This is a genomic window from Klebsiella sp. CN_Kp097, assembly GCF_040064495.1.
GTDB lineage: Bacteria > Pseudomonadota > Gammaproteobacteria > Enterobacterales > Enterobacteriaceae > Klebsiella > Klebsiella aerogenes.
Map to the genome: position 1 here is coordinate 109,250 of NZ_JBEAIL010000007.1, position 25,626 is coordinate 134,875.

The 25,626-nt window shown below is 53.8% G+C and carries 33 protein-coding genes; 9 read left to right on the forward strand and 24 right to left on the reverse strand.

Features of this window, described 5'->3' with window-relative positions:
• Positions 1-7 precede the first annotated feature (7 nt).
• Positions 8-598 (reverse strand): GTP cyclohydrolase II, encoded by a 591-nt coding sequence (gene ribA, locus ABLV07_RS10760; protein ID WP_015366227.1) that lies wholly within the window; start codon positions 596-598, stop codon positions 8-10.
• Between the two features lie 163 nt (positions 599-761).
• Between ribA and pgpB the strand changes: the two genes are divergently transcribed.
• From pgpB to yciH, 5 genes are all read left to right on the forward strand, one after another.
• On the forward strand, positions 762-1,520 hold the full coding sequence (gene pgpB, locus ABLV07_RS10765) for a phosphatidylglycerophosphatase B (RefSeq protein ID WP_015366228.1): 759 nt from the start codon (positions 762-764) through the stop codon (positions 1,518-1,520).
• Positions 1,521-1,662: 142 nt separating this feature from the next.
• Entirely contained in the window at positions 1,663-1,971 is a 309-nt protein-coding gene (locus ABLV07_RS10770; RefSeq protein WP_015366229.1) for a LapA family protein, read from the forward strand.
• A gap of 6 nt (positions 1,972-1,977) precedes the next feature.
• A complete protein-coding gene (lapB, locus tag ABLV07_RS10775; RefSeq protein WP_015366230.1) occupies positions 1,978-3,147 on the forward strand; it encodes a lipopolysaccharide assembly protein LapB in 1,170 nt (389 codons plus the stop codon).
• A gap of 194 nt (positions 3,148-3,341) precedes the next feature.
• A complete protein-coding gene (gene pyrF / locus ABLV07_RS10780) occupies positions 3,342-4,079 on the forward strand; it encodes an orotidine-5'-phosphate decarboxylase (protein ID WP_049053267.1) in 738 nt (245 codons plus the stop codon).
• On the forward strand, positions 4,079-4,405 hold the full coding sequence (yciH, locus tag ABLV07_RS10785; protein ID WP_015705734.1) for a stress response translation initiation inhibitor YciH: 327 nt from the start codon (positions 4,079-4,081) through the stop codon (positions 4,403-4,405). The genes pyrF and yciH overlap by 1 nt, the downstream gene beginning before the upstream one ends.
• A gap of 113 nt (positions 4,406-4,518) precedes the next feature.
• Here the strand turns inward: yciH and osmB are convergent, their stop codons facing one another.
• The 7 genes from osmB to ABLV07_RS10820 all read right to left on the reverse strand — a co-directional run bounded on the left by osmB (position 4,519) and on the right by ABLV07_RS10820 (position 11,099).
• Positions 4,519-4,737, reverse strand: coding sequence for an osmotically-inducible lipoprotein OsmB (gene osmB / locus ABLV07_RS10790; protein ID WP_026612282.1), 219 nt, complete (start codon positions 4,735-4,737; stop codon positions 4,519-4,521).
• 268 nt (positions 4,738-5,005) lie between these two features.
• Positions 5,006-5,755 (reverse strand): DNA-binding transcriptional regulator YciT, encoded by a 750-nt coding sequence (locus tag ABLV07_RS10795; RefSeq protein WP_348853366.1) that lies wholly within the window; start codon positions 5,753-5,755, stop codon positions 5,006-5,008.
• A 70-nt stretch (positions 5,756-5,825) separates the two neighbouring features.
• Complete coding sequence (locus tag ABLV07_RS10800) at positions 5,826-6,008, reverse strand: hypothetical protein (protein WP_015366235.1); 183 nt, start codon at positions 6,006-6,008, stop codon at positions 5,826-5,828.
• A gap of 149 nt (positions 6,009-6,157) precedes the next feature.
• Positions 6,158-8,092: an exoribonuclease II gene (locus ABLV07_RS10805; RefSeq protein WP_015705733.1), complete on the reverse strand. Its 1,935-nt coding sequence runs from the start codon at positions 8,090-8,092 to the stop codon at positions 6,158-6,160.
• Between the two features lie 81 nt (positions 8,093-8,173).
• Positions 8,174-9,334, reverse strand: coding sequence for a carboxymuconolactone decarboxylase family protein (locus tag ABLV07_RS10810; RefSeq protein WP_015705732.1), 1,161 nt, complete (start codon positions 9,332-9,334; stop codon positions 8,174-8,176).
• Between the two features lie 191 nt (positions 9,335-9,525).
• A complete protein-coding gene (gene fabI, locus ABLV07_RS10815; RefSeq protein WP_015366239.1) occupies positions 9,526-10,314 on the reverse strand; it encodes an enoyl-ACP reductase FabI in 789 nt (262 codons plus the stop codon).
• Between the two features lie 242 nt (positions 10,315-10,556).
• Positions 10,557-11,099, reverse strand: a complete 543-nt coding sequence (locus tag ABLV07_RS10820; RefSeq protein WP_316501984.1) for a HutD family protein — start codon at positions 11,097-11,099, stop codon at positions 10,557-10,559.
• A gap of 197 nt (positions 11,100-11,296) precedes the next feature.
• Between ABLV07_RS10820 and ABLV07_RS10825 the strand changes: the two genes are divergently transcribed.
• Positions 11,297-12,724, forward strand: coding sequence for a cytosine permease (locus tag ABLV07_RS10825; RefSeq protein WP_032714708.1), 1,428 nt, complete (start codon positions 11,297-11,299; stop codon positions 12,722-12,724).
• Positions 12,725-12,771: 47 nt separating this feature from the next.
• Here ABLV07_RS10825 and sapF read toward each other — a convergent pair whose 3' ends face one another.
• From sapF to sapC, 3 genes are read right to left on the reverse strand one after another with little or no spacing between them, the layout of a single operon-like run.
• Positions 12,772-13,581, reverse strand: a complete 810-nt coding sequence (sapF, locus tag ABLV07_RS10830) for a peptide ABC transporter ATP-binding protein SapF (protein ID WP_015366242.1) — start codon at positions 13,579-13,581, stop codon at positions 12,772-12,774.
• A 1-nt stretch (position 13,582) separates the two neighbouring features.
• Positions 13,583-14,575, reverse strand: coding sequence for a putrescine export ABC transporter ATP-binding protein SapD (gene sapD, locus ABLV07_RS10835; protein WP_015366243.1), 993 nt, complete (start codon positions 14,573-14,575; stop codon positions 13,583-13,585).
• A complete protein-coding gene (sapC, locus tag ABLV07_RS10840) occupies positions 14,575-15,465 on the reverse strand; it encodes a putrescine export ABC transporter permease SapC (RefSeq protein ID WP_015366244.1) in 891 nt (296 codons plus the stop codon). The genes sapD and sapC overlap by 1 nt, the downstream gene beginning before the upstream one ends.
• A 146-nt stretch (positions 15,466-15,611) precedes the next feature.
• Between sapC and ABLV07_RS10845 the strand changes: the two genes are divergently transcribed.
• Positions 15,612-16,829: a tyrosine-type recombinase/integrase gene (locus tag ABLV07_RS10845; RefSeq protein WP_348853367.1), complete on the forward strand. Its 1,218-nt coding sequence runs from the start codon at positions 15,612-15,614 to the stop codon at positions 16,827-16,829.
• 299 nt (positions 16,830-17,128) lie between these two features.
• Here ABLV07_RS10845 and ABLV07_RS10850 read toward each other — a convergent pair whose 3' ends face one another.
• The 13 genes from ABLV07_RS10850 to ABLV07_RS10910 form a co-directional block, all read right to left on the reverse strand.
• Positions 17,129-17,359, reverse strand: coding sequence for a hypothetical protein (locus tag ABLV07_RS10850; RefSeq protein WP_348853368.1), 231 nt, complete (start codon positions 17,357-17,359; stop codon positions 17,129-17,131).
• A gap of 1 nt (position 17,360) precedes the next feature.
• A complete protein-coding gene (locus tag ABLV07_RS10855) occupies positions 17,361-17,579 on the reverse strand; it encodes a TraR/DksA family transcriptional regulator (RefSeq protein WP_348853369.1) in 219 nt (72 codons plus the stop codon).
• A gap of 1 nt (position 17,580) precedes the next feature.
• On the reverse strand, positions 17,581-17,799 hold the full coding sequence (locus ABLV07_RS10860) for a hypothetical protein (RefSeq protein ID WP_348853370.1): 219 nt from the start codon (positions 17,797-17,799) through the stop codon (positions 17,581-17,583).
• The gene (locus tag ABLV07_RS10865) at positions 17,796-18,965 is read right to left on the reverse strand and encodes a DNA cytosine methyltransferase (RefSeq protein ID WP_149271004.1); all 1,170 of its coding nucleotides are present in this window, start codon (positions 18,963-18,965) and stop codon (positions 17,796-17,798) included. The genes ABLV07_RS10860 and ABLV07_RS10865 overlap by 4 nt, the downstream gene beginning before the upstream one ends.
• Positions 18,962-19,621, reverse strand: coding sequence for an MT-A70 family methyltransferase (locus ABLV07_RS10870; protein ID WP_348853371.1), 660 nt, complete (start codon positions 19,619-19,621; stop codon positions 18,962-18,964). The genes ABLV07_RS10865 and ABLV07_RS10870 overlap by 4 nt, the downstream gene beginning before the upstream one ends.
• Positions 19,622-19,716: 95 nt before the next feature.
• Positions 19,717-20,421 (reverse strand): hypothetical protein, encoded by a 705-nt coding sequence (locus ABLV07_RS10875; RefSeq protein WP_032708528.1) that lies wholly within the window; start codon positions 20,419-20,421, stop codon positions 19,717-19,719.
• A gap of 12 nt (positions 20,422-20,433) precedes the next feature.
• Entirely contained in the window at positions 20,434-21,102 is a 669-nt protein-coding gene (locus ABLV07_RS10880; protein ID WP_032708527.1) for an AAA family ATPase, read from the reverse strand.
• A gap of 1 nt (position 21,103) precedes the next feature.
• Entirely contained in the window at positions 21,104-21,763 is a 660-nt protein-coding gene (gene exoX, locus ABLV07_RS10885) for an exodeoxyribonuclease X (protein ID WP_042892795.1), read from the reverse strand.
• Complete coding sequence (locus ABLV07_RS10890) at positions 21,747-21,905, reverse strand: hypothetical protein (protein WP_155953464.1); 159 nt, start codon at positions 21,903-21,905, stop codon at positions 21,747-21,749. The genes exoX and ABLV07_RS10890 overlap by 17 nt, the downstream gene beginning before the upstream one ends.
• Positions 21,899-22,294 (reverse strand): hypothetical protein, encoded by a 396-nt coding sequence (locus ABLV07_RS10895; protein WP_071993150.1) that lies wholly within the window; start codon positions 22,292-22,294, stop codon positions 21,899-21,901. The genes ABLV07_RS10890 and ABLV07_RS10895 overlap by 7 nt, the downstream gene beginning before the upstream one ends.
• A 74-nt stretch (positions 22,295-22,368) precedes the next feature.
• Positions 22,369-22,575, reverse strand: coding sequence for a phage encoded cell division inhibitor protein (locus ABLV07_RS10900; protein WP_015705909.1), 207 nt, complete (start codon positions 22,573-22,575; stop codon positions 22,369-22,371).
• Positions 22,576-22,848: 273 nt separating this feature from the next.
• Positions 22,849-23,160, reverse strand: coding sequence for a hypothetical protein (locus ABLV07_RS10905; protein WP_348853372.1), 312 nt, complete (start codon positions 23,158-23,160; stop codon positions 22,849-22,851).
• A gap of 717 nt (positions 23,161-23,877) precedes the next feature.
• The gene (locus tag ABLV07_RS10910; protein ID WP_032709994.1) at positions 23,878-24,630 is read right to left on the reverse strand and encodes a LexA family transcriptional regulator; all 753 of its coding nucleotides are present in this window, start codon (positions 24,628-24,630) and stop codon (positions 23,878-23,880) included.
• 41 nt (positions 24,631-24,671) lie between these two features.
• Between ABLV07_RS10910 and ABLV07_RS10915 the strand changes: the two genes are divergently transcribed.
• On the forward strand, positions 24,672-24,905 hold the full coding sequence (locus ABLV07_RS10915) for a transcriptional regulator (protein WP_348853373.1): 234 nt from the start codon (positions 24,672-24,674) through the stop codon (positions 24,903-24,905).
• Positions 24,906-24,921: 16 nt separating this feature from the next.
• Positions 24,922-25,464, forward strand: a complete 543-nt coding sequence (locus ABLV07_RS10920) for a toxin YdaT domain-containing protein (RefSeq protein ID WP_348853374.1) — start codon at positions 24,922-24,924, stop codon at positions 25,462-25,464.
• The last annotated feature ends 162 nt before the right edge of the window (positions 25,465-25,626 follow it).

Sequence of the window (25,626 nt, forward strand, 5' to 3'; positions counted from 1 at the left end):
AGCTGATTTATTTATTCAGCAGATGCCCCATCTTGGCAGCTTTGGTATCGAGATAGTGTTCGTTTTTCGGGTTACGCCCGACGATGAGCGGCACGCGCTCGACGATATTGATCCCCGCCTCGGTCAGAATTTCGACTTTCTTCGGGTTGTTGGTCAACAGGCGAACCTGCTCTACGCCGAGCAGTTTGAACATGTCGGCGCATAGCGTAAAGTCGCGCTCATCGGCGGCAAAGCCAAGCTGGTGGTTGGCTTCGACGGTATCGTAGCCTTGATCCTGTAGCGCGTAAGCGCGAATTTTATTTAGCAAACCGATATTTCGGCCTTCCTGACGGTGATAGAGCAGGATCCCGCGCCCCTCTTCAGCGATGTGCGACAGCGCCGCTTCCAGCTGAAAACCGCAATCACAACGCAGACTAAAAAGGGCATCGCCCGTCAGACATTCTGAGTGTACGCGAGCCAGTACCGGGGCTTGCCCCGAAATATCGCCATACACCAGCGCGACATGATCCTGCCCGGTTGCCAGTTCTTCAAAGCCCACCATCAGGAAATCGCCCCAGGGGGTTGGCAGTTTGGCTTCTGCCACACGTTTAAGCTGCATGTGATTCTCCAGATTCTGACAGCACCTGAATGTGCTTTCTGTTTACTACTATTTTGCCACAACGCCGCGACGTTCTCCTAATTACCAACGACCGCCTGCGCGGAAAGCGCACAAACGATCTACTTTCCGTTATGATATTCAGAAGGAAAGAGAAGGAGATACGATGCTGTTGATTGCCAAAAGGACCGCCATCGGGGCGGCGCTATTGCTTGTTATGCCCGTTATAGTCTGGCTCTCCGGCTGGCAGTGGCAGCCGGGTCAAGCACCGGCCATGTTGAAAATGTGGTACTGGGTGACTGAAACCGTCACCCAGCCGTGGGGAATAATTACTCACGTAGCGCTATTTGGCTGGTTTTTGTGGTGTTTACGTTTTCGTCTGCGCGAAGCGCTGGTGCTGTTTCTCATTCTCGGCGCCGCTATCCTGGCAGGACAGGGGCTTAAATCCTGGATCAAAGAACGGGTGCAGGAACCACGGCCGTTTGTGATTTGGTTAGAACGAACCCAACAGGTTCCGGTGGCGCAATTCTATGAGTTAAAACGTAAAGAACGCGCTAAACTGGTGCATGAGCAATTGGCTGAACAACAGACAATACCGGGGTTCTTGCGTAAACACTGGCAAAAAGAGACCGGTTTTGCCTTTCCGTCCGGGCATACCATGTTTGCCGCCAGTTGGGCGCTACTGGGGGTAGGGCTGTTGTGGCCGCGCCGGCGCTGGGTAACTATCGGTTTGCTGTTGGGTTGGGCTACTGCGGTCATGGGCAGTCGTCTGGCGTTGGGTATGCACTGGCCGCAGGATCTTATCGTGGCGACCAGCCTTTCATGGCTGCTGGTTACCGCGGCGACCTGGCTCACGCAGCGTTTTTGCGGCCCGTTAACCCCGCCTGTTGAAGAGGCGAGCGATATCAAAAAACGCGCAACCTGACGGCGTTTATGTTGAATTTCGCGGCATCTGGCCGCATATCATGATGGGTGTCATGCTTTTCCATTTCACCACTGCGGTGAAAATGATACTTTATAGGGCTTGAACGCGTTTTACTCGCGCCACCCACAGAACGGGAAGTCATGTGAAATATTTACTTATTTTCTTACTGGTATTAGCTATCTTCGTCATCTCTGTGACGCTGGGCGCGCAAAATGACCAACTGGTCACGTTCAACTATTTGCTTGCCCAGGGTGAGTTCCGTATCTCCACGCTGCTGGCGGTACTGTTTGCTGGCGGATTTGCCATTGGTTGGCTGATCTGTGGTCTGTTCTGGCTGCGGGTACGTGTGTCGTTGGCGCGCGCCGAGCGTAAAATTAAACGCCTGGAGCAGCAGATCGCGCCAGTGGCCGCGGCGCCCGCTGATGCCGGCGTCCCTGCGGTCAAGGAATAACCTTCTATGCTGGAGTTGTTGTTTCTGCTTCTTCCCGTTGCCGCTGCCTATGGATGGTATATGGGGCGCAGGAGCGCACAACAGTCCAAACAGGACGATGCTAGTCGCCTGTCGCGTGATTACGTGGCCGGGGTCAACTTCCTGCTGAGCAATCAGCAGGACAAAGCCGTAGATCTGTTCCTCGATATGTTAAAAGAGGACACCGGCACCGTCGAAGCTCATCTGACGCTTGGCAACCTGTTTCGTTCCCGTGGCGAAGTTGACCGCGCCATCCGTATTCACCAAAGCCTGATGGAGAGCGCCTCGCTCACCTACGATCAACGCCTGCTCGCCGTCCAACAGTTGGGGCGCGATTATATGGCCGCCGGCTTGTACGATCGCGCGGAAGATATGTTCAAGCAGCTGGTGGATGAAACCGACTTCCGCCTGGGCGCGCTACAACAACTGCTGCAGATTTATCAACTGACCAGCGATTGGCAGTCCGCGATTGAAGTCGCCGAACGGCTGGTAAAATTGGGCAAAGAAAAACATCGCAGCGACATCGCCAACTTCTGGTGTGAACTGGCGCTACAGCAGATGGCCAGCAACGATCTCGATAAAGCGATGACGCTGCTGAAGAAAGGCGCGTCTGCGGACCGCAACAGCGCCCGCGTCTCGATTATGATGGGGCGCGTGTGGATGGAAAAAGGCGACTACGCGAAAGCGGTAGAAAGCCTGGAACGGGTGATTGGCCAGGATAAAGAACTGGTGGGTGAAACCCTGGAAATGCTGCAAACCTGTTATCAGCAGTTGGGTAAGCATGCGGAGTGGGAAGCGTTTTTGCGCCGCTGTGTAGAAGAGAACACCGGTGCGACGGCGGAACTCATGCTGGCGCAGATTATCGAGCAGCAGGAAGGGGCGGAAGCGGCGCAAAGCTATGTAACTCGCCAGTTGGAACGTCACCCAACGATGCGCGTGTTCCATAAACTGATGGACTACCATCTTAATGAGGCGGAAGAAGGGCGCGCGAAGGCGAGTCTGGGGGTTTTGCGTAACATGGTTGGTGAACAGGTGCGGAGCAAACCGCGCTACCGCTGCCAGAAATGCGGTTTTACTTCCCACACCCTGTACTGGCACTGCCCGTCCTGCCGCTCGTGGGCGACTATCAAGCCGATTCGCGGCCTGGATGGTCAGTAACTTCTAAAAAAAGCCAGACTTTAGTTACAACATACTTATCTGGGTTTTACCATGCCCAATCCTGTTGCCGCGTGCCCGTTTTTGTCTGTAGAGGGGCAAAAGCAGCCTGTCATTTTCCCCACTTCGCAGGTAGAATGCTGCCCGTTTACCTTTTTTGCGCCCTGGCGGCGCTCATCCACAATTAAGGTCCGGTCATGACGTCTACTGCTACCTCTTTTCCTCGTGTTATCACATCCTCTCCCGTCGTTGTTGCGCTTGATTATGATAACCGTGACAAGGCGTTAGCCTTTGTTGATCGAATCGATCCCCGCGACTGCCGGTTGAAAGTAGGTAAGGAGATGTTCACGCTGCTGGGGCCGCAGTTTGTTCGCGACCTGCATCAACGCGGCTTTGAAGTGTTCCTCGACCTGAAATTCCACGATATTCCTAATACCACCGCACGTGCGGTCGCCGCTGCGGCGGAACTCGGCGTATGGATGGTGAACGTTCACGCCTCCGGCGGCGCGCGTATGATGACGGCTGCCCGCGAGGCGCTGTTGCCGTTCGGAAAAGAGGCGCCGTTACTGATTGCGGTCACCGTATTGACCAGCATGGAAGCCAGCGATTTGCAGGACCTTGGCATCACGCTTTCTCCTGCCGATCATGCCGCTAAACTGGCTGCGCTAACCAAACGCTGTGGTCTCGACGGCGTAGTCTGTTCCGCGCAGGAAGCCGTCCGCTTTAAGCAGGAGTTAGGGCAGGAATTTAAGTTAGTCACGCCAGGGATCCGCCCTACAGGCAGCGATGCTGGCGACCAGCGCCGAATCATGACCCCGGAACAGGCGCAGCAGGCGGGAGTTGATTATATGGTGATTGGTCGCCCGGTTACCCAGTCTGCCGATCCGGCGGCAACGCTTGCGGCAATCAACGCATCGCTGAAGCAGGGGGCGTAATGAGTGATTCTAATAGCCGCCTGGTTTACTCCACCGATAGCGGCCGTATCGAAGAGCCGAAAGCGGCGCCGCAACGAGCGAAAGGCGATGGCATCGTGCGTATTCAACGCCAGACCAGCGGGCGCAAAGGAAAGGGCGTCTGCCTGATTACCGGCATCGATCTGGATGACGACGCGCTGGCGAAGCTGGCCGCTGAGCTGAAAAAGAAATGCGGCTGCGGCGGTTCACTGAAAGATGGAGTGATTGAAATTCAGGGGGATAAACGCGACTTGCTGAAATCACTGCTGGAAGCCAAAGGGATGAAAGTGAAATTAGCGGGTGGCTAAGATAATTTCTATGAAATAAACAACAAGGCCACGGTATTTACCGTGGCCTTAATTATTTGTAGATGCGTGAGTCAGTAACTACGAAATTATTATTAATTTAATATGCGGGGTGGTTATTTGCCAACCTGGTGGCCAATGATGCCGCCAACCGCTGCGCCGCCCAGGGTGCCCAGGGTGCTGCCGTCAGTTAATACCGCGCCGCCCAGTGCGCCGGCGCCGGCGCCGATTGCGGTGTTACGGTCGCGTTTAGACCAGTGAGAGCAAGCGCTCAGAGACATTACTACAGTAACCGCCAGTACGGCCGCAGCCATTTTTTTGCTCATCGAAGTCATCATTTTATTCTCCTGAATAATCTATTCATGGATACAACTTCCTTTAAGCATAGCAACAGGCTATGACTTACGGGTTATTCCATGAAACTTAAGTTGCGCAGGTGTTGCTCTAATCACGCAGGTGATAGTCACTTCCTGTTATATCGCTAATAATAATTCTACTTATTTTAAAATTTAACGTCAGGTAAAAAATCTTAATTGCGGGTCGGAATACTCTCAGACGCAGAAGGGACGCCAACGCCATTTTATCGGGCGCTGGCGGAGGCGATCAGGCGGGATTAAGAATATCGACGGTTAAACCGCTGTCGGTGAGCTGCTGGCGGATAGTGTCGTGCAAATTATTATCGGTAATGATGCGATTGAAACGGGAAATCGGGCCCAGCGGATAGGGATGCACAACGCTGAATTTCGAGCTGTCGCTCAGCACAATGGCTTCGCACTGTTTTTCCAGCACCGCATTAACCACATCGGCACGCATCATGTCGCGGCCGGTGAAGCCGGTTTCGCTCTGCCAGCCGTCAACGCCGATAAATGCCTTGCTAAAGTGTACCTGCTGAATGCACTGGCGGGTTAACGGGCCGACCATGCTTTCACTGCGCTTCTGATAAATACCGCCCAGCAGAATCACCTCGCCCGGCGTTTCCTTGAGTAAATGCGCGATATAGCTGCTCACGGTGATGATGGTGATATCGCCGCGTTCCGCCAATGTGCGAGCCAGAAGGGCGTTTGAACTGCCATTTTCGATGAACACCGTCTCTCCGGCTGCCACCAGCGACGCGGCGTGCGCGGCGAGTTCACGCTTAATGGCAAAGTTGGTCATCATCCGGGTTTCGACGTCTTCACTATCCAGCGGTACCGCAAAGCCGTGGGTACGGCGCAGGTAGCTTTGTTTTTCCAGCGAATTCAGATCCTGACGAATAGTGACTTCTGAGACACCGGTCATCCTGGCCAGATCGGCTACGCTCATACGGCCTTTATCGATGACCATTTGCAAAATACTTTGTTGTCGGGCGTTCATAGCTACATCACAGTTAGAGGTCTATACGGCGCCCAGCAGGCCTTAAGGCGTGCTGGGGGACAGGAATGAATTAGATTTCCCACGGCGCTTTCGATTGCCCTGAGTCCTTCTCTGGCTCGTCGTGAGACAACGCCTGCAGCTCGGCTTTGAGGATCTCCAGATTATGGATCGCCGAGTGATAATCTCCGGCAACCAGAATATCCAGCACGGTATCGATACGTTGGGCGAGCAGGCGGGCATTCAGATCAGACATAGCATTATCCTGGTTACAAAAATGAATGAAATCAATGATGCAAAAAACAGTTGCAAAAGAGAAGCGAAAAAAACGCACATCCTTGCGCGGCTGGCGATATTCACTCAAAACGAGAAATGTATGGCCCCTGGGCAGGGGCCATAAAAGCGTTACGCCGCCGGACGGGCGATGACGCTGCGGGTTTCCATACGGACTTCAGCGATAGTCACGTCGATAACATCGGTGACTTTGTAAACGACTTCACCTTTAATCTGTACGGTTCCGTTCTCCTGACTGCAGACCAGTTCATCGCGCACCGCGTGCAGGAAAGGTGCCGGGATAAAGGCGACAGCGCCGTTATCGACCAGGCGCACGCGCATGCCGCCGCGGCTGACATCAATGATTTCTGCCGCGTAGCGGGTATCGGTTCCGGCTTTATCATTGAGGAAGCGAGCATACAGCCAATCTGCGACGTCGCGTTCCGCCATCCGGTTCAGACGACGGCGTTCCGCCATCTGCACGGTGACGTCATCCTGCGGGCGACCAATGGTCTCGCCTTTGATGACGGCTTTTAACAGACGGTGGTTGATCATATCGCCGTATTTACGGATTGGCGAAGTCCAGGTGGCGTAAGCTTCCAGCCCAAGGCCGAAGTGCGGGCCCGGTTCGGTACTGATTTCGGCGAACGACTGGAAGCGGCGGATGCGGCTATCAAGGAAACCTGAAGGCTGAGCATCCAGTTCGCGGCGCAGTTTACAGAAACCGTCGAGTGTCAGGACTTCCTGCGGATCGACGTGCACATCGTGCGTCTTCAGCAGCGCGGCCAGTTGTTCGGTGTTGGCCGGATCGAAACCGGTGTGCACGTTATAAACGCCAAAGCCCAGGTTATCTCGCAGCACGCGTGCCGCGCAGATATTAGCGGCAATCATTGACTCTTCAACGATGCGGTTGGCGATGCGGCGCGGTTCGGCAACGATATCCAGCACTTCACCTTTCTCACCCAACACGAAGCGATAATCAGGGCGGTCTTTGAATACCAGCGCGTGGGTTTGACGCCATTCGCTGCGGCGCTGGCAGACTTCCTGCAGCAGTTTGATTTGCTGCGCGATAGCGTCATCAGCAGGCTGCCATGAGCCGATATTTTCCAGCCAGTTGGAGACGTCGTCATAAGCCAGTTTGGCTTTAGATTCGATAGTTGCGGCGAAGAATTCGATATTATCTTCAATGGCGCCGTCAGCCGCCAGAGTCATGCGGCAGGCGAGTACCGGACGCACTTCGTTGGCGCGCAGCGAACACAAATCGTCAGACAGCTCGCGCGGCAACATTGGGATATTAAAGCCCGGCAGATAGTTGGTGAAGGCGCGGATTTTCGCCGCGTTGTCCAGTTTACTGCCCTCGGCAATCCACGCTGTCGGATCGGCGATAGCGACGGTCAGCAGCAGTTTACCGTCGTCGGCGCGCTCGACATACAGCGCATCGTCCATATCTTCGGTGCTGGCGCTGTCGATGGTTACGAACTCAAGCGGCGTCAGATCGCGGCGTTCCAGTCCTTCATCGAGCATCTCGGTGGCAACGCCATTCGGCGCTTCTTTTTCCAGGTTATGACGCGCCAGCGTCACCCACCACGGCACGAAATGATCGTCGCTAAAGGTGATGAATTGCGTTAATTCGGCATAGAAACCGCGGTCGCCTTTCAGCGGATGGCGACGCATTTCAGCCACCGCCCAGTCACCCTGTTTGAAGTCGTGTTCTACGCCGCGCGCGGCGCGGCAAGGGATGGCGTCTTTCAGCAGCGGATGATCAGGAACAATAGACAGACGATCGTCTTTTTTCTGCACTTTACCGACAAAACGGGTCAGGAAAGGCTCAACCAGCTCTTCCGGCTCGGCGCTTTCACGTTCTTTTTCGGTATGGACCACAGCGATAATACGATCGCCATGCATCACTTTTTTCATTTGCGGCGGCGGAATGAAGTAGCTTTTTTGCGAGTCGACTTCAAGGAAGCCAAAACCTTTTTCCGTGCCTTTAACGACCCCTTCAACGCGGGGAGTCTGGGAATGCAATTGCTGTTTAAGCTGCGCTAGCAGCGGGTTGTCCTGAAACATAATTAGGTTTTTTCGTGGCTAAAAGAGCGGCTGACATTTTTACGCGAATATGCCTGCCTCAGCAAGCGCTGTTTCAGCATTTTACGTCGCTTGACGTACCTCACCGAGGGCGATTTTAAGCCGGTTCAGCCACCCGCAGAGGCCGCACCACGCCAGCAGATCGATAGCCTCAACGCGGGAAAGCCCATATTCAGTGAGGGGAGTTAGCTGCGCGGCGCTAAAACGGTCCGGCGCACGAGTCAATAGCTGCGCCGCCTGTAGGAAAACGTGTTCCAAAGAATGGCTTCGCGCCCAGTGCTGAACCGTTCGTTCATCGCCGCGCAATGCCTGCAACAATCCGTTGTCACCTGTCCAGCGAGCTCTCCAGGCGTTAAAACAGCTGACGCTGCCGTTGATTCGCGCCGCGAGTAACGCCGCCATTGCGCTTAAGGGCTGCGCAGAATTATCCAGTTGATTCAGCAGTTGATGTAGCAGGGCCAACGCGCCTTCATCCGTTGCCAGAAGGGGGGCGAGAGGCTGCAGGCCGGGATGACGGTTCCATGCGGCGAGCCTGACTTGCTTGTCATCATTGGCGTAACGCAGGTCGGCATCATCGATATCCAGGGACCACTCTCCAGTAACATCAGTAAAGCGTTCTGCCGGGGCATCATTCTGCTGCGGCATACCGGGAAGCCAGCGTACCGGTTGCCCAAGCGCGGCCTGAAATGCGGCCACCGCGCGGGCCTGAAAGCCCACGAAGCCGATAATTTGGTTAATTAACACAATATCGCGGCTGGTCAGCCCGACCTCCTCAAGCTGGCGGCGGGAGACCTCGTTGATAACCGAGGGAGAACTGGCTAACTGGCGGGCGTACTGGGTTATCTGCGCCAACCGGTGATTACTTTCTCGTGAGGAGTCAGGGCCAGGCAACGGCGCCAGACGGGCGGCGTAGTGGTTACACAAGCGCTGTATGCCGTAGACCTGAGCGACGGTCAGGGCGGTGCTAAGACGGTCGTAGGCGCTGAAGGTTTGTAATCGGGTTACCGTGACGTTGTCCGGGAAAAGGACCTTTGTCAACTGACGCGCGGGCGCCAGCCAGCCTTCATGAGGGTGGCTGAGATCGGCTGCGAGTGGCAGATCGAGCAAAAAACGGTCATCAACGTCAGCGGCCTCCGGGACCAGAGGAAGAATCTCGACCGGGCTATTGGTTGACTGGGTCTCGTGATACCAGTGGTTTTTGCCATACACGCGGCGTTGCTCCATGGGCGTTCCTTGTTCGGTAGGTGGCGAACCGCCGTTTCGCGGTACCTCTATGCACAACTATCCTGGCGTAACCCTGAAGCAGGAGAAAATATTGATACGTACTAACAAATAGCGGATTGGAATATCAGAAGAGAAGCGTAAGCAGAGAAAGGAGAGAGATCCTCCTCACCGGGGTGAGGAGGATAGGGAACTTATTTCAGTTCCAGTTCGTTCATCGCAGCGATGCTGAAACCGCCGTCAACGTGAACGACTTCACCAGAGATGCCCGCAGACAGGTTAGAGCACAGGAAGGCCGCGCTGTTGCCGACGTCTTCGATGGTGACGGTGCGACGGATCGGGGTGACCGCTTCACAGTGCGCCAGCATTTTACGGAAATCTTTGATACCGGATGCCGCCAGGGTGCGGATCGGACCCGCGGAGATGGCGTTAACGCGAATACCTTCCGGACCCATCGCGTTCGCCATATAGCGGACGTTGGCTTCCAGAGACGCTTTTGCCAGACCCATCACGTTATAGTTCGGGATAGCGCGCTCAGCGCCCAGATAGGAGAGGGTCAGCAGCGCGGAGCCCGGGTTCAGCATCGAGCGGCAAGCTTTCGCCATTGCCACGAAGCTGTAAGCGCTGATGTCGTGGGCAATTTTGAAACCTTCGCGGGTGACGGCATTGACGTAGTCGCCATCTAACTGGTCAGCCGGCGCATAACCGATAGAGTGCACGAAACCATCAAATTTCGGCCATACTTTTTCAAGCTCAGTGAACAGCGCGGTGATGCTTTCGTCTTCAGCCACGTCGCACTGCAGCACAATGTTAGAACCCAGCGCAGCAGCAAACTCTTCTACGCGGCCTTTCAGTTTTTCGTTCTGATAGGTGAATGCCAGTTCAGCCCCTTCACGGTGCATTGCTTGCGCAATACCGTAGGCGATGGACAGTTTACTGGCCACGCCAGTGATCAGAATGCGCTTACCGGAAAGAAAACCCATAGCTTTAATCCTTATCGTTATTGCTTATTTTTACTCTAACAATCAAACGGTTAACGTTGTTATTTCAAAATAACTCAAATTTAGCCGGGAATTATATCCCACTGAAGACCCCTTGTGTCACGATTTTTTGTGCCGCCTATCGCAACGCAGCGCGTAATGATAAATGCGCTTACCCCAGTATATCACCGGATAATCACTACGATTTACCGTGAGATCACGACGCGTTACCGATATTTCTGCGGTTAACGGCGCACGATCGTGGTGAGTAACAGTAGGGCGTCCGTCGTGAGCGGCGCGAGTTCGCCCGGCGCTTGCTGATGCCAGAAAATACCCGATTGCGCTTCACATTGCCGTTCACCAAGTTGCCAGCGCCCCTGTAATACCCAAGCGACGCCTTCGTCGCCGGGAGTCTGTATATCATCAACGACCCGTACCTCGGCGGCGGCGCGGTTGCGCTGGGTCATGATATTAAAGTCGAGACCGGGTTCGCGGATCCCTTCGCTACGCAGCGGCCACTCGCCGGCAAAAGCCCAGGGTTGCCAAAGCGCTAAAGGGTGATCGATAGCTTCGCCTTTCAGGCGCAGCGGCTGCCCGGCCAGTAGAGTAATGACCCGGTCGACGCCGGGAAAGCAGGAAAACGGACCATCATTTTGCAGAGTGGCAATGCTGGCTCGCCATAAAAAAGGGGCGTCAGGAGAGGGGACACAGACTATCTCACGGGTCTCGCCTGCGCCATTTTTCCAGGGCGTGACGGGCAGAGTGGATAGTTGGACGGGAACGATCATGAGCGTTACACCTCGGTTTAGCGCGGTATGCGCAGGCGTTATCAACGTTATTGTTATGGTTTTGTTACTTTTTGCAATACAAAGAATTTACATATTCATCACAAAAATAGGATGCGTGCGGTGCGGGCAGTTGTCAATGCTTGTATATACAGGATCGGTCAGATGGGGAGTGAATAAATAATAATAGCGAGGTACCTATGTCTTCTTTTTCATCTACAGATGGGCAGTCAAAAAATAGTCAGGCTGGATTAAGTGAAACGCGGTCGATTGATTACATCCCCGAGCGCGAAAGGCATGGGCATCCGTTTAGCCAGTTTACCCTGTGGTTTGGCGGCAACCTGCAGATTACCGCTATTGTCACCGGCGCTTTAGCCGTGGTGCTGGGCGGCGACGTGGTGTGGTCGCTGATAGGTCTTCTCCTCGGTCAGGTGCTGGGGGCGGCGGTAATGTCGCTGCATGCGCTGCAGGGACCACGGCTGGGTTTGCCGCAGATGATAATCAGCCGCGCCCAGTTTGGCGTCTTTGGCGCAGTAGTGCCGTTGGTACTGGTCTGCATTATGTATGTCGGTTTCTCCGCCAGCGGTACCGTACTGGCGGGGCAGGCGATGGCAAAACTGTTGAGTATCAGCAATGTAGCCGGAATGCTACTATTCAGTGCAATTATTATTGTTATTGCGGTGCTGGGTTATAAGGTGATTCATAAGCTGGGTAAACTGGCGAGCATTATCGGCATTCTGGCCTTCGTCTATATGTTCGTTACCCTGCTGATGTCGGCGGATCTCGCGGCCCTGGCGCAAAATAACCATTTCTCCCTGCCGATGTTCCTGCTGGCCGTGTCGCTGTCCTCGTCGTGGCAAATCGCGTTTTGCCCGTATGTGTCCGACTATTCGCGCTACCTGCCACGCAATGTATCGGCAACGAAAACGTTCTGCTCGGTGTTTTTCGGTACCGTATTGGGAACCCAGACATCTATGACGCTGGGGGTGTTTACCGCCGCGATTGCCGGCAGCGCTTTCCCCGGTCATGAAGTGAGTTATCTGGTGGGATTGGGTAAAAGCCAGGTGATGGCGATGGTTATCTACTTTGCTATTTGCTTTGGCAAGATCACCTTCACGACGCTTAACGCCTACGGCAGTTTTATGTCTCTGACCACCATTGTTTCCGGTTTCCGTCGCCAGACGGCGTTGTCGCAGAAATGCCGCGTTGCTTTCGTCGTCCTGATGGTCGCGGCTTCGTGTATTATCGCGCTGCTTAGCGAACCGGCTTTCTTAAAGCACTTTACCCATTTCCTGTTATTCCTGCTGGCCTTTTTCGTTCCCTGGAGCGCCATCAGCCTGACCGATTACTACATTATTTCTAAAGGCGCGGTCGATATTCCGGCGCTTAGCGATCCGCATCAGCGCTATGGTTTTTGGAATTTGTATGCCATTACCATTTATATCATTGGCGTGCTTATTCAACTGCCGTTTATTGAGAACCCGCTGTTCCATGGTTCGCTGACGTGGATATTCGCCGGCAATGATGTGTCATGGATTATCGGCTGGGTAGGTACCGGATGGTTGTATTATGCGCTGCGCCGCTTTGACCGCCGACCATTACCGGCGCAGAGTGTGTTTCCGCAGTGATAAATAGCTGGGGCGGCTATTATGCCGCCCCTGAAGGAAGGTTAACGCTATTTACCATCTTTTCGCCAGGCGTCGGCAGTCAGCGCCTCGCCGAAATGGCCGGCGATCAGCCGCTTGGTCAGTTCGTGGAGCGGCGAGGCCAGCACATCGGCGGTGCTGCCGCGTTCGACCACTTCACCCTCATGCATCACCAGCACCTGATCGCTGATATGCTTCATCATCCCCAGATGCTGGGTGACATAGATGTAGGATATTCCCTGTTTTTCCTGTAGTTCCAGCATCAGGTTGATTAGCTGCGAACGCATTGACATATCCAACGAGGCCAGCGCCTCATCGCAGATAATCACTTTCGGACGCAGGATCAAGGCACGAGCAAGACCCAGGCGCTGCTTTTGCCCCGGCGCCAGCATATGCGGATAGTAGCTGACGTGGTCCGGTAGCAGGCCCACCATGCGCATCGTCTCGATAATCTGCTTTTCCCGGGCTTCTGGTTCAAGATCGGTATTGAGCCGCAGCGGGAAATCGAGGATCTGCGAAATACGCTGACGCGGGTTGAGCGAGGTCGAGGGATCCTGAAAAATCATGCGAATACGCTGGCTGCGGAATGAGTAGTCGCCAAACTCCAGCGGATGGTCGTCAATCAACAGTTCGCCGGTGGTCGGCTCAACCATCCCGGCCAGCATTTTGGCCAGCGTTGATTTACCGGAGCCGTTTTCACCAATAATCGCCAGCGTCTGACGCTCGCGCAGGGTAAAGCTCAGCGGCTTCACCGCCTCTACCGTCTGACGGTGGAACCAGCCGGTGCGATAGCGAAAGGTCTTACTCAGATTGCGAACTTCCAGCAATGTTTCGACCATTTCACTCTTTCTCCATGTTCAGCGGGAAATGACAGGCGTATAGATGATTACGCGCGCCGGTCAAACGCGGCGTGACGATACACTCGCGTTGCGCATAGGGACAACGCGGCCCCAGCCGACAGCCAATGGGCAGTTGTTCCAGCAGCGGAATGGCGCCGGGCAGGGTATTCAGCCGGCTTTTATGCGGCATTGAGCTGCCGAAATCCGGGATGGCGCGAATCAGCGCTTGAGTGTAGGGGTGATGAGGGATGGTCACCAGCTCTTCGCTCGGCGCGGTTTCCACCGTCTGCCCGCAATACATGACGTTAATTTTATCCGCCCATTTGCTGAGCATCTGCATATCGTGACTGATCAGCAAAATAGTGGTGTTGTTATTCTGGTTGAGCCGGGTCAACAGGCGAATAATCTGCGCCTGGGTGGTTGGCTCCATGGCGTTAGTGGGTTCATCAGCAATCAGCAAGCGCGGCTGGTTGGCAAGCGCGATGGCGATCATGACCTTCTGACATTCGCCGTCGGTCAGCTCGTAGGGGAAGCTGCGCATAATATCTTTGTGATCTTTAATCCCCACCCGGTGCAGCAGTTCAATAGCGCGGCGCTTACGCCAGCCAAAGCGTTGCCACCAGTGGCCTTTAAAGGTCCAGCCGGGGATATTTTGCATCAACTGCAGCCCAATACGCTCGGAAGGATCGAGACAGGATTGCGGCTCCTGGAAGATCATCGATACGTTGTGGCCAATCAGTTTTCGGCGCTCGCGGTTAGAGAGGCGCAGCAGATCGATATCATCAAAACGCATACGGTCGGCGGTGACCCGCCAGTTATCTTTGGTGACGCCGCAAATCGCCTTGGCGATTAAGCTTTTGCCGGAACCTGACTCACCGACCAGACCACGGACTTCACCTTCAGCCAGCGTCAGGCTGACCCGATCGACGGCCTTTACCCAGCCCTCGTTGGTTTTAAACTCAATGGTGAGATTACGAATATCCAGTAACGGCATTATTGAACCCCGGCAATAATTGCGCGGCGAATACCGTCGCCCAGCAGATTGATGAGCAGTACGCTTATCATGATGGCCGCCCCCGGCAGCATGACCGTCCAGGGGGCGACGTAAATCAGTTCCAGCGCGTCGCCGAGCATGGCGCCCCATTCCGGAGAGGGGAGCTGGGCGCCGAGGTCGAGAAAACCGAGCGCGGCAATGTCGAGGATCGCCATCGACAGCGCGCGGGTAATTTCGGTGACCAGCCCGGCGGTAATATTAGGTAGAACCGCAAACCAGAGAATATTGAGCGTGGAAGCGCCGTCGAGGCGGGCGGCAATCACATACTCTTTTTCCAGTTCATCGTGCACCATACTGTAGACCGAGCGCACCATGCGCGGCAGCAGCGCCAGCCAGACGGCAAACATCGCATGGCTCAGATGCGGCCCGGCAAAAGCGACGACGATAATCGCCAGCAGCAGCGACGGAATCGACAGCAGGGTGTCGAGAATGTGGTTCATTACCGCTGATCGCAAACCATGGGTGGAACCGGCAATCACGCCGAGTACCAGGCCGAACAGCGCGGCGCCGAGCGTTACCACAAAGGCGCCGCCGACGGTCGGCGCCGCGCCGCTGAGCAGGCGACTTAACACATCGCGACCAAGATCGTCGGTACCGAGGAAAAACGACACTTCGCCGTAGCGCGACCATGAAGGCGGCAGTAGCTGGTAACCGAGGAACTGCTGATCGATGCCATAGGGCGCGAACCAGCCGCCGAATACGCACAACAGCACCAGCGCGCCGCAGCCGTATAAACCAATCATCGCGGTGGTATCGCCGTAGAATTTACGCCATACGGTGCGCAATGCGCCGGGCGGGCGCTTTTCGAGATAGACGCTATCGTAGGGCATATGAATCCGTTTTAAGTTTGTTAGTCATGCTTTATGTCTTTTTAATAATCCCGCTATTATCAACGCCTTGCCAGTATGTAACGCTTTATTTTTGTGTGTTCTTCATAGATTTGAAGGTTATCAATTTACGCATAATGTGTACACTAATGTGTATATCTTCTTCCGGAGTGTACACATTGCTTACCGACACAAAATTAAGAAAAGCTCTTGGCAAAAAAAGAGACCAAATCGAGGTCATTTCAGACGCACATGGTCTGAATGTCAGGTTGTCTACATCCGGCAGTATAACATTCTTTTACCGCTACAGATGGAACGGGAAAGCCGCTCAACTAACGATTGGTGATTATCCAACCACCTCATTAGCTCATGCGCGAGAACGTAGGCAGCAGTTCAGGGCTTGGCTAGCGGAAGGGCTTGATCCTAGACGGCAAGTAGTACTCGAGAAACAGAAAAAAGTAGAAGCGCTTACAGTGAAAGAAGCATTCGATTACTGGGAGAAGTACTACTGCATTCCAGAAGGACTGGTAAAAATCAAAGTGAATCGCCGGGACTTCAATAATCATATAGCTCCAGTACTCGGAAATATGATTGTAGATCAGACAACTAAAGCTCACTGGCTTAATCTTTTTGACGGTATGGGACGAAGGGTGGTTACAGGGCAAATGCTGGGTTTGATGCAGCGCACATTTCGTTTCTGTTCCAACCGTGGGGTAATTAACGTGAACCCTATTGAAAGCCTTAGACGATCAGATGTAGGGCTCACAGCAGCTGTAAAAGACCGCAGGTTAAGTGATGATGAAATCATTACAGTTTGGAATGCCCTGCCTGAGATGAAATATAGGCAGCAATTGATAATGAAGTTTCTCATTATGACTGGCTGTCGAAGTACAGAGATCAGAACAGCAAAATGGGAATGGTTTGATTTCAAGGAACAAACATGGACTATCCCGGCAAGTGACTATAAAACTGGGAAGTCGGTGAGAAGGGCGCTTCCTGAGGCTGTAATACAGATGATGGTAGCTGAAAAAGAAACATCAGTTTCAAAACATGTTGTGACGTTGTCACGATACAAGGGGCCAGAAGATGACAGGCCGCCACTTCAACCAAACGTGGCTCTGTTCTCTGCGCAGATTATTTCAAAAACAGGGATGAAACCTTGGTCGCTTCATGATCTGAGAAGAACAGTGGCGACGCGCCTTTCTGAATTAGGTGCACCACCACATGTTGTGGAAAAGCTACTAGGGCATCATATGTCTGGAGTCATGGCGCGGTATAACCTCCACGATTATTTGGATGATCAGCGTCATTGGCTAGCTGTTTGGCAGCGTCATCTTGAGAAGTTGATTGGCCAGCCTCTGGTTTGATACTCATGTTGTCTTCCCAGGCAAGAAGATCTGACAAACGCCATCTTTTAGGGCTGCCATTTATTTTTGGCTTCGGAAACGGCTGAGAAAAGTACGATGGCATCCGGGATGGAGTGCTCCAGAAATAGAGCGTGCTTCGGGAAATTTTGTAACGGGCAAGGATTTCGCTTGTAACCAGGATGCTGTCATTCATCTGTGTTCTCCAGGCAAAAAGAACCCGGCGCCTGGCCGGGTTAAAGGGATAACGGAGGCGGTGTTTTCGCACCCAATAGCCAGCTCATAACTGGCTATAAGTTGCGTTAGTCATCTTCATCTTCTTCCCAGTCCTCGTCGTAATAAGGAGAGGCCAGAAGAGGGTTGGTCGCGGAAAGAAGCTCAGCTGCTGCACCTTGGCGCTGAAGTCGGCGAAGTGCCTCGTATAGCTCGAAAGCTTCAGTGCGCTCGTCACCAACATCGAGGGCACACGCTACTTTGTGCGCCTCTGATGCAAGATCGGCTAACTTGTTGTGTACGTCTTGCAAGGAATGCATATCACTTACCTCTCTGCTTCATAATCAGCTCTAAGTCAGCCTGACATTCCGCGCATGTCTGGCAGCCGGGAACGGCAGCGCGCCGCGGCGCCGGGATGTCTTCCCCGCATTCACTACAATGCTCAGCTGATACGGTGTTGCGGTTGATGCGGTGTGCTGCGATCGCCATGTCGATTCGCTGCTGCGCAAGCTCGTTGGCCTGATCGATGATTTCTGGCATGTCATCGCTCCTTTATCTTTCCGTTCAAAATGCCGATTTCCACATAGAGATGGCTTGGCGTTAATCCAAGCTGCCTAATTAGTGGCATGCATCCGTTAAGGATCAGCCGTGATATATCGTCGCAACTTAAGGCGGGGGATGACCGCCGTTTTGCCTTAACTTCATCGTTAGCCCTGCGCGCAATACTTCTGAGAGCATTTTTCTTTTCTTCTGGCGTCATCCGCCCCCCACATAAGCACGAATGAACTCAGCGGCAGCCTGAGCGTTTATGGCGTTGCCGTAGCCTTTGAGTCTGCCGACGCGGTTGCTGCTTGCCACTCTTGCCACCCCGGGCTCGACTCGTCCCAGGCGTGCGGCAGCCCCATCAACCAGCGGGAATGTGCCGGGTTCAACTGGACGCCATTTCCCATCTCGACATAAGAGCCAATCCGCATCTCGCCAAAAACCGTTAACCTCAAGGGGCCGGTAATCCCCGCGAAGTCCTGCAAACGCTGCTGGGTCTTGCTCCCGTCCTGTCGATGCATGTTCATGGCCGCATCTACTGATGGCGATCGAGTGTTGCTCGTTGTCGGTGTTGGCCAACCCGTCATGAACACCTGGCGCGGCAGTTGGTCCAGTCGATCCTTCCCGTCCCTCTGCGCTGTCATTCCCGCTGAGTCCTTCCAGTCGCGTGAGGTCGGTGTTACCCAGCCTGCCAATCTTGCGGCTCCGCCCAATGTCGATCCCCTGTTCGGTGCATATGCAGTGGCACCCAATCCCCTGACCTGGTTGTTGTCGATCGTGGTTGGCGTCGGCCAGCCGGACATCATCGCCGCTGTTTGAATATTCATCCCGCCCTGGCGCCCAGACGTTCCCGCGCCGGTCACTGATGACGCTGTCGGCGTTGGCCACCCAGTAGGCCCGCTCTCTGATGTGCGGCGCACCGATGCCCGCTGACGTAAACGGCACAAGCCCGAAGGCGTATCCCACTCCTTCCAGGTCTGCTTGTACAAGGTCGAACCATGTGTTTGCGTTACCGCTTGCAACCTGTTCGCCAAAGACATGCTGAGGTCTGCGCTCGCTGATGAGGTGGAAGAAGTGAGGCCAAAGGTGCCGCTCGTCAGCAAACCCATCGCCTTTGCCTGCCGCGCTGAAAGGCTGGCACGGGCAGGAGCCAGTCCAGACCGGGCGATCGTCAGGCCATCCTGCGAGACGGAGGGAATGGGACCAGACGCCAATTCCGGCGAAAAAGTGGCACTGGGTAAATCCTCTGAGGTCGTCAGGTGTGACATCTTCAATACTCCGTTCGTCAACTTCGCCCGGGGCGATATGCCCGGCGGCGATCAGGTTGCGCAGCCATTGGGCGGCGAAGGGGTCTATTTCGTTGTAGTAAGCCGCTGGCGTCATGCTGCCTCCGTCTTCACAACGTCGATGGCGCAGCCGGGGATCAGCTCAACGGAAGCGGTGGCGCACTGGTTTCCCCAGTGGCTCCAGCCTGGCGCTGCGCTGCGGCTGAAAAGCTCAATCCTAGGCACGTCGCCATAGAGCAACTCCAGACGGTGGCGAACTTCCCAAGGTTTCTCGCTGTGCGCCCCGAGCGGGCTGTAGACCACCTGCTTAATGCCGGCATGCTTGCGTTCCAGCCCGGCGCCGCGGGTGGCGATCAGCACGTCTTCCGTGTTGGCGCGAGTGTGGTTGCCACCGTTCATGCGCGTCTCTGCATTCAGCAGGTCGAGGAAGTCGTAAAAATCGGCGACGTCTCCCTCTGCCAGAGCCTTGGTAATGCGCAGCTCGGCCAGCTGATTCAACTTCACCCAGGTGAAGCCTTTCATCGTGCGTACCGTAAAGCCCCAGGCCTCGGCCAGCTCGATCGCCTCCTGGTTATGGGTGCCGGTGTACCACATCGCCAGCACGGCGTTTTCCGCTGCGAGCTCCCATACAGGGAGCCGTTTCATATCGATGAGTTTCATTGTGGAGTAGTGGTCAACAGCAGCACCGTTGCTAATGGTGTTGCCATATGACCAGGGCGGGTCTGCATAAATTAGGGAGTATGGCTTGTTCATTGCATGCCTCTTCTCATTCCCTGCGTTTCAGTGGGGGGGAGGCGCACCGCGCCAACCCTGATATCACCCTGAGCGTGCTTCATGCTCGACCGCCGTCAAAAGGGAATGTCGTCGTCGAAGTCCGGCGGATTCTGGATGTTCTGAGCATGCTGACTGGCAGCTTGCTGCAACCGAGAATGAGGTACTGCGTTAGGGTTTTGCGCATAAGGGTTAGCGCCAGCCTGCTGGCGACCGCCACCGGAAAACTGAGGATTACCCTGGACGCGATCGTCTTTATCTTTCATCGACTTCTCCAGGGCAGCGATAGCGGTTGCCGCTTCGTTTTCGCTGTATTCGGCATAAGTGCGACGGGAACCAGGCTGGAAAACGTGGCGGACTTCGAATTTATAGCCGTCAGTTCCATCGCCTTTGGTGTACAGGACTTTCTGCAGGAATAGGCCAACTTTCTTTCCTACCAGCGCCGGGCAATGCCACTCAACACCATTTTCGTTTTGCACCTGTTCTGGCTGAGCGCTTTTTACCTGGGCGGCCCAGAGAAGGGCAGAGATCAACCCCATGCCGAAAGTTTGCTGACCATCTTTCCCGATGTAGTTGATGCGCAGATAGTTGGCTTTGGCGCCGTCACTGTCGAGGCTCAACTCAAGCGCCTGTGACTGACTGCCATCCTTACCGAAGGTATAAATGGCTGAGGTGATAAATCCCTCATAAGCGCCAGTTTCGCTAATTCCGCCAGTAGCGCCTGCTTTCTTAGCCATAGAAGCAGCTTCGGTGTTCCATACAAAAGACATTGGTTGGTTCATGGTGGTGATTCCTTATAATTCGGTCATAAATTCGGTGATAGCGACGTCAACGGCTTTCAGGTCGTTATCCATTTCAGTTAGTCCAGGGAATAGGTCCGGCGGCGCTTTTGCGGTGTCGTTGTCGTCACCCTTAATCAAAAAAACGTGCTTCCCGTCTTTCTTGATGGCCCTCAGAACGATGGAGAAATAACCCTCAGGCGTAAGCTTTTCATTCAGCATTTTGCCGGTGGTTTTCATCCGGATTTTCCCGTCCGACTCTTCGGTGTGGGCCAAGAAGTAAACCCGAAAGTCGTCCGGAAGCCGGGTGGCAGCCATGATGATTTGCCACACGTGATCGGCCATTTCCGTATACTTCTGATACCCGGTCTGGTATGCGCGCATCATGTTTTCGTGCTGCATGACGACCTGGAAATCGTCGATAACAAGTACGCGCCTTGTCTTCGAAAGCACCATGCGGTTGATGGAGTCCAGCACCGCATCCCAGGCATCAAAACGGATGATGTTTCCGCGCTGAACAGAGCCATCCGGTAACTCTTTCCCGTTCAGCTTCCATCCGGTAGCGCGGTACGGGAGCATCTTCGGGATGCATTGCAGCAGGATCACTTCGTCAGGCGTGAAGTTGCGCAGGCTGTATGACTTGCCGGCGCCGCTGTCGCCCAGGATGAGTACAGGCGTTCCCATATCAGGCTCCTTTCAACCAGTGCTTGATGGTAAACAGGATGTCTTCGTCATCGCTGTTGCTGGATAGCCAGCGGAGATAGCCAGGGTCCAATTTGGCTATTTCTTCGAAAGTCAGACCTTTGTGCTTACCAAAGCGGATCGCCTTCATCAGTGACGGGCTGTTTGAGATGGTTCGCATCTCTCCCATAGTCCATTTGGCAAGCCGTCCCATATAAAGGAGCAACTCAGCGGTGACATAGCAGTCATAAAGTGCACGGTGCGCATACAATCCCTCGGGGAGGTATGGCTTCAAACCAAGTCGATAACGCATGTACTGGTTACCGTGGCTTTCAAATTCAGGATATTGGGTACGAGCAAGCTTTAAAGTGCATATCCATGGTGCGTCAATTTGGGGAAGTTTGGATTTATCGAATTTCGCGTTGTGGGCAACATATGCATCTGCACCAAGATACCGGCCAATTACTTCGCTAATCAGTGGAGCGTCAGCGACCATTTCTTCTGTGATGTGGTGGATAGCCATAGCCTCGAAGCTGATCTCTTCAGAAGGCTTTACAAAGTCGCTCATTGGGTTGCAAATAACACCATCGACAATATCTACGCTGGCTATCTCTAGGACGCTGCCTTCAAGACTGGTTGTTTCGGTATCAATTACGCGCAACATCATTCATCTCCGTGTTTGCGTCGGTTACTGCGTCGTACTCGGCCAGTTGACTGGCCGCGTTTTCGAGATCTTCTGGCTGGAGTCCATAGGCAATAATCACCATGGCCAGCGCCAGCATTCCGTCTTGTTGGCTTATTACCATTTGGTTCTCCGTCCGCTTGGCTGACGCCCAGGGTGCTTGATGAAATATTTCTGAGCGCAACCTTTGTCGTCACAGAAATGAGCCTGACGTGTAGTCATGTAATTAGTGATTGTCCGAACAACACAATCTTCCGGAAGACGCAGCGCAAAGCAGTTTTCGCATTGAACTGCGTTAAGGTGCTCTGTAGCTGTTGAGAGGAAGATCTTTTCTTCGAAACTACCAGGGATGCCGCAAGAATCGACGTAATCAACCATGTTCTGAGTGATACCCGATGCGTTGGTAAATGACCCTCGCCCAACATATTTAACGATATGGCCGCCCATTTTCAGCCGAGTACCTTCGGGAAGAACAGCGAGGCGATCAGCGGTTAAACGTGGTAATGCTTGCATGATGAACTCCTAGAAAAGGGTGTAGATATCCCGGCGCCTTAAAGGCCGCCCGTACGATTTAGATTGGATAATGTTTAATTGCTTAAGCCGTTTCCGCGTCCATCGAGGTAGATCTCGATAAGCAGGGCTTTGGTGTAGGTACGTTCGCAGCCGCGGTGAAGATACAACTTGCCGCGTTTGTGAGCTGATGCCGTCCAGGTGCCGTCGCGATGCTTAACCAGCATGCCTGGCTGAACGGCGCCGCGGTTAACGGTCTGGGTACCGTAGTGCTGACTAATCATGGAAGACCTCCATCACAAATAAGGCAATCAGCAGGTATATGGCTATCAAGCCAATGCAGATGCGTGTCAGGTTTCGCCAACACCGGCGCGACATACCGCAACGACCATCATCAAATTCATCGTGATTCATATCACCCTCGTTGCCTTATCGCCGGCCAGCGGAACAAGAAAGACTTCTGCGCTTAATCTCTGGCGGTGGATGGCCGCCGGTTGTCATAACGAAACAGGCTCTTTGAACCCGTTTGGGTATGAAAAAACCCGCCGCGGCGGGTCCTATGGTTCATTGATTTCAAACTGGACAGTTAAGCCAGCTGCAATCACTTCAGGCATTAGCTCTTCGAGCGTTTTCTGATCTTCCTGCCATTGCCTGCGGAGAATAGAAATGCTTTCCCTTACGCACATCTGTCGCCGCCTAAGTGCTTTCACAGTTTTTGCCAACTGCTCCTTTTCCATCGCCTTAACCTCTTTAGTTACCCGCTGATGCGGGAGAAATGCTTTGGTGATTGGATGGCCGGTGCTGATCTCCGGCTTTGTGGTATCGGTTATTTTGGTTGGCTGCCGGAAGCGGCCGCTGTACCAACCCATATCCCGTCGTGTTTTCTCGCCGACATTTCATACCGCTATCAAGCGCTACCGTTAGCGCATCAGCCTGCGCATTCATCCAATCCCGAAGCACTTCGCCACACTCTCGCAGTGGCCAGCGCCGGTCACCCGGTCATCTTTTGAAGCTGCTTACGCGTTATCCGGGCGCTAACCGGTAACTCAGTGATGCTTTACGCTTCCTTTCCCTCACTACGCCGCCGTGGGAACCCGACCGTATGAACGCCGTCGTCACGCTGCCTGAAAAGGCAACAAAGTGCGGTCTATCCGCTTTAATGCTTCATTGGAGTCATTCCTCTAAGTTGATGCCCCGATGTTCAGGGCGACTGAGCAACCAACCATCACCGGATCGTAATCCTCTTCGTGTGCTATACCCGCCGCGCGTTACACACCTGCCTCAATCCTATTGGGCGCTCTGTTCGATTTGCCAGGAGCGTTCCGGGTGATTGTGTTGCTTATCTGATTTGTTAATGAGCAGGCGACTTGCTGTCCGCCGCGGCTTAACTCTGGTGGCCGCATCGATGTTTCGTTTCGATGGAGTGAATTTAGCGTTATGCTAAATTAATATCAATAGCAAAATGCTAAATTTCTGGTTGGTTAGATTTAGCGTATTGATTAATAAGCGATTAAAAATTTACTGGGCAGGAATTTAGGGTGTAAAAAAACCCGCACGATGGCGGGCTTGATAGGTATTGTGTCAGGCTATGGAATGTTCAGTATCTTGGCATCAACCACTACACCGATAATTTTACAGTTGCCATTAACCTCTATCATTGGGTAAGCGGGGTTAAGAGGCTTAAGGAAGCGCCTGCCTGCATCGATTACAAGCTTCTTAAAGGTTGCTTCGTTATCGCCTTCCAGCTTTGCAACAACCAGCTTCCCGTTGCGAGGTTCCACTTCAGGATCCACTAGGATAGCCGCTCCCTCAGGAATGCTCAGGCCTGCAGGGGAGGTCATGGAGTCTCCTTTGACGTCCAGCCAGAATGAATCTTCCGAACAGATAACGGTCGTGTCATACCAGCGATCAATCGCTCTTCGATGATAAGGTTCTACAGCTTCCATCCATTGCCCCGCGCTTACCCAGCTTATTACCGGATAACTTCCTTTTGTATCGTTCAGTCCTCGAAATGCAACGTTCGAAGGTTCTTCATTAGAGTGTAAAACATCCATCCAGCCAAAAGGCAGATCAAGAGCGGTTTCAATTTTACGAGCCATCTTATCGCCAATATTGCGATGAGGGGTCGGTCCCAGGAGCTGGCTAAGGGCAGCCGGACTTGTCTCGATGAGTTCGGCGAACTGCGCCTTGGTCATTCCAGACTCGTGCTGGCGCTTCTCATACAGCGCTTCCAGGTTGGCTTTTCTGATTTCTTTATTTTCCATCCCTGCATTGTTACTGCTTTTAGCAAATCGATAAATGTGCAAATTGCTAAATGTTGCTTGCGTAGTATTTAGCATAACGCTAAACTCCAAATCAAACGACTCACCCGGAGACATCAATGAGCACTGAACTACACCGCTGGCGCAAGACCGCCACTACCGACGAATGGGTACAGCTCGCAAAGTTGGCTAACACGACGCCAGGGTACCTGGACCAGATCGCCTACGGAAATCGCCGGGCATCACCAGAAATGGCATCTGCTATCGAAAAAGGCACGAAGAATTTTCATCGCCAGGCTCCGGTCCTCAAAGAAAGCCTGGTATTCGCATCGCCGCGTGATACAGCGGCCTAACCACGAAGGGAAATCGATGCAATCACTTACGTATCAACACAATACCGGATTCGTTCCGGCCGCGATGATAAATCGCGCTCAATCAAAGCAGGATCACGATCATGACCTGATCCGCGATGCAGTAAGAGCCTGGGCGTCGGCTATCGACAATCAGGACGTGGTTTCGGCACTGATTATCAACGAGTACCGGGAGCAGGGCGGCGATTCAATTAGCTTTCCAGACGATATCAGCCGGGCCCGACAGAAACTCTTTCGCTTCCTGGATAACCGGTTTGATTCGGATCAGTACCGCAAGAACGTTCGCCAACTGACTCCGGCAATCATGGCCGTATTACCGCTCGAATTCCGCACCAAGCTGGCGCCACAGAACGACACCATGTCGCTGATAGCTTCGGCAATGAAAGAGTGTGCAGAGGCCAAGCAGGCGGTGCTTCTTAATGCACCTGAGCATCAGAAACTGAAGGAGGTAAGCGAGGGTATCGCTTCGCTGTTTCGCCTCATGCCGGAGCAGGTAGGCCCACTGATGACGATGGTGACATCGATGCTGGGGGTTATGTGAAGACGTTAGGAATGGATGAAGACTGTTGTGCGCCAACACAGCCAGCCTTCGATGCAATAACGCGAGTCAATTGCGAGGTCATTATGACAAACGCTAATCAAAAACGCCAGGCGCAGGAGGTTTAACTGTGTCGAACGTAGCTTACGCCAATTTCGCGGCACA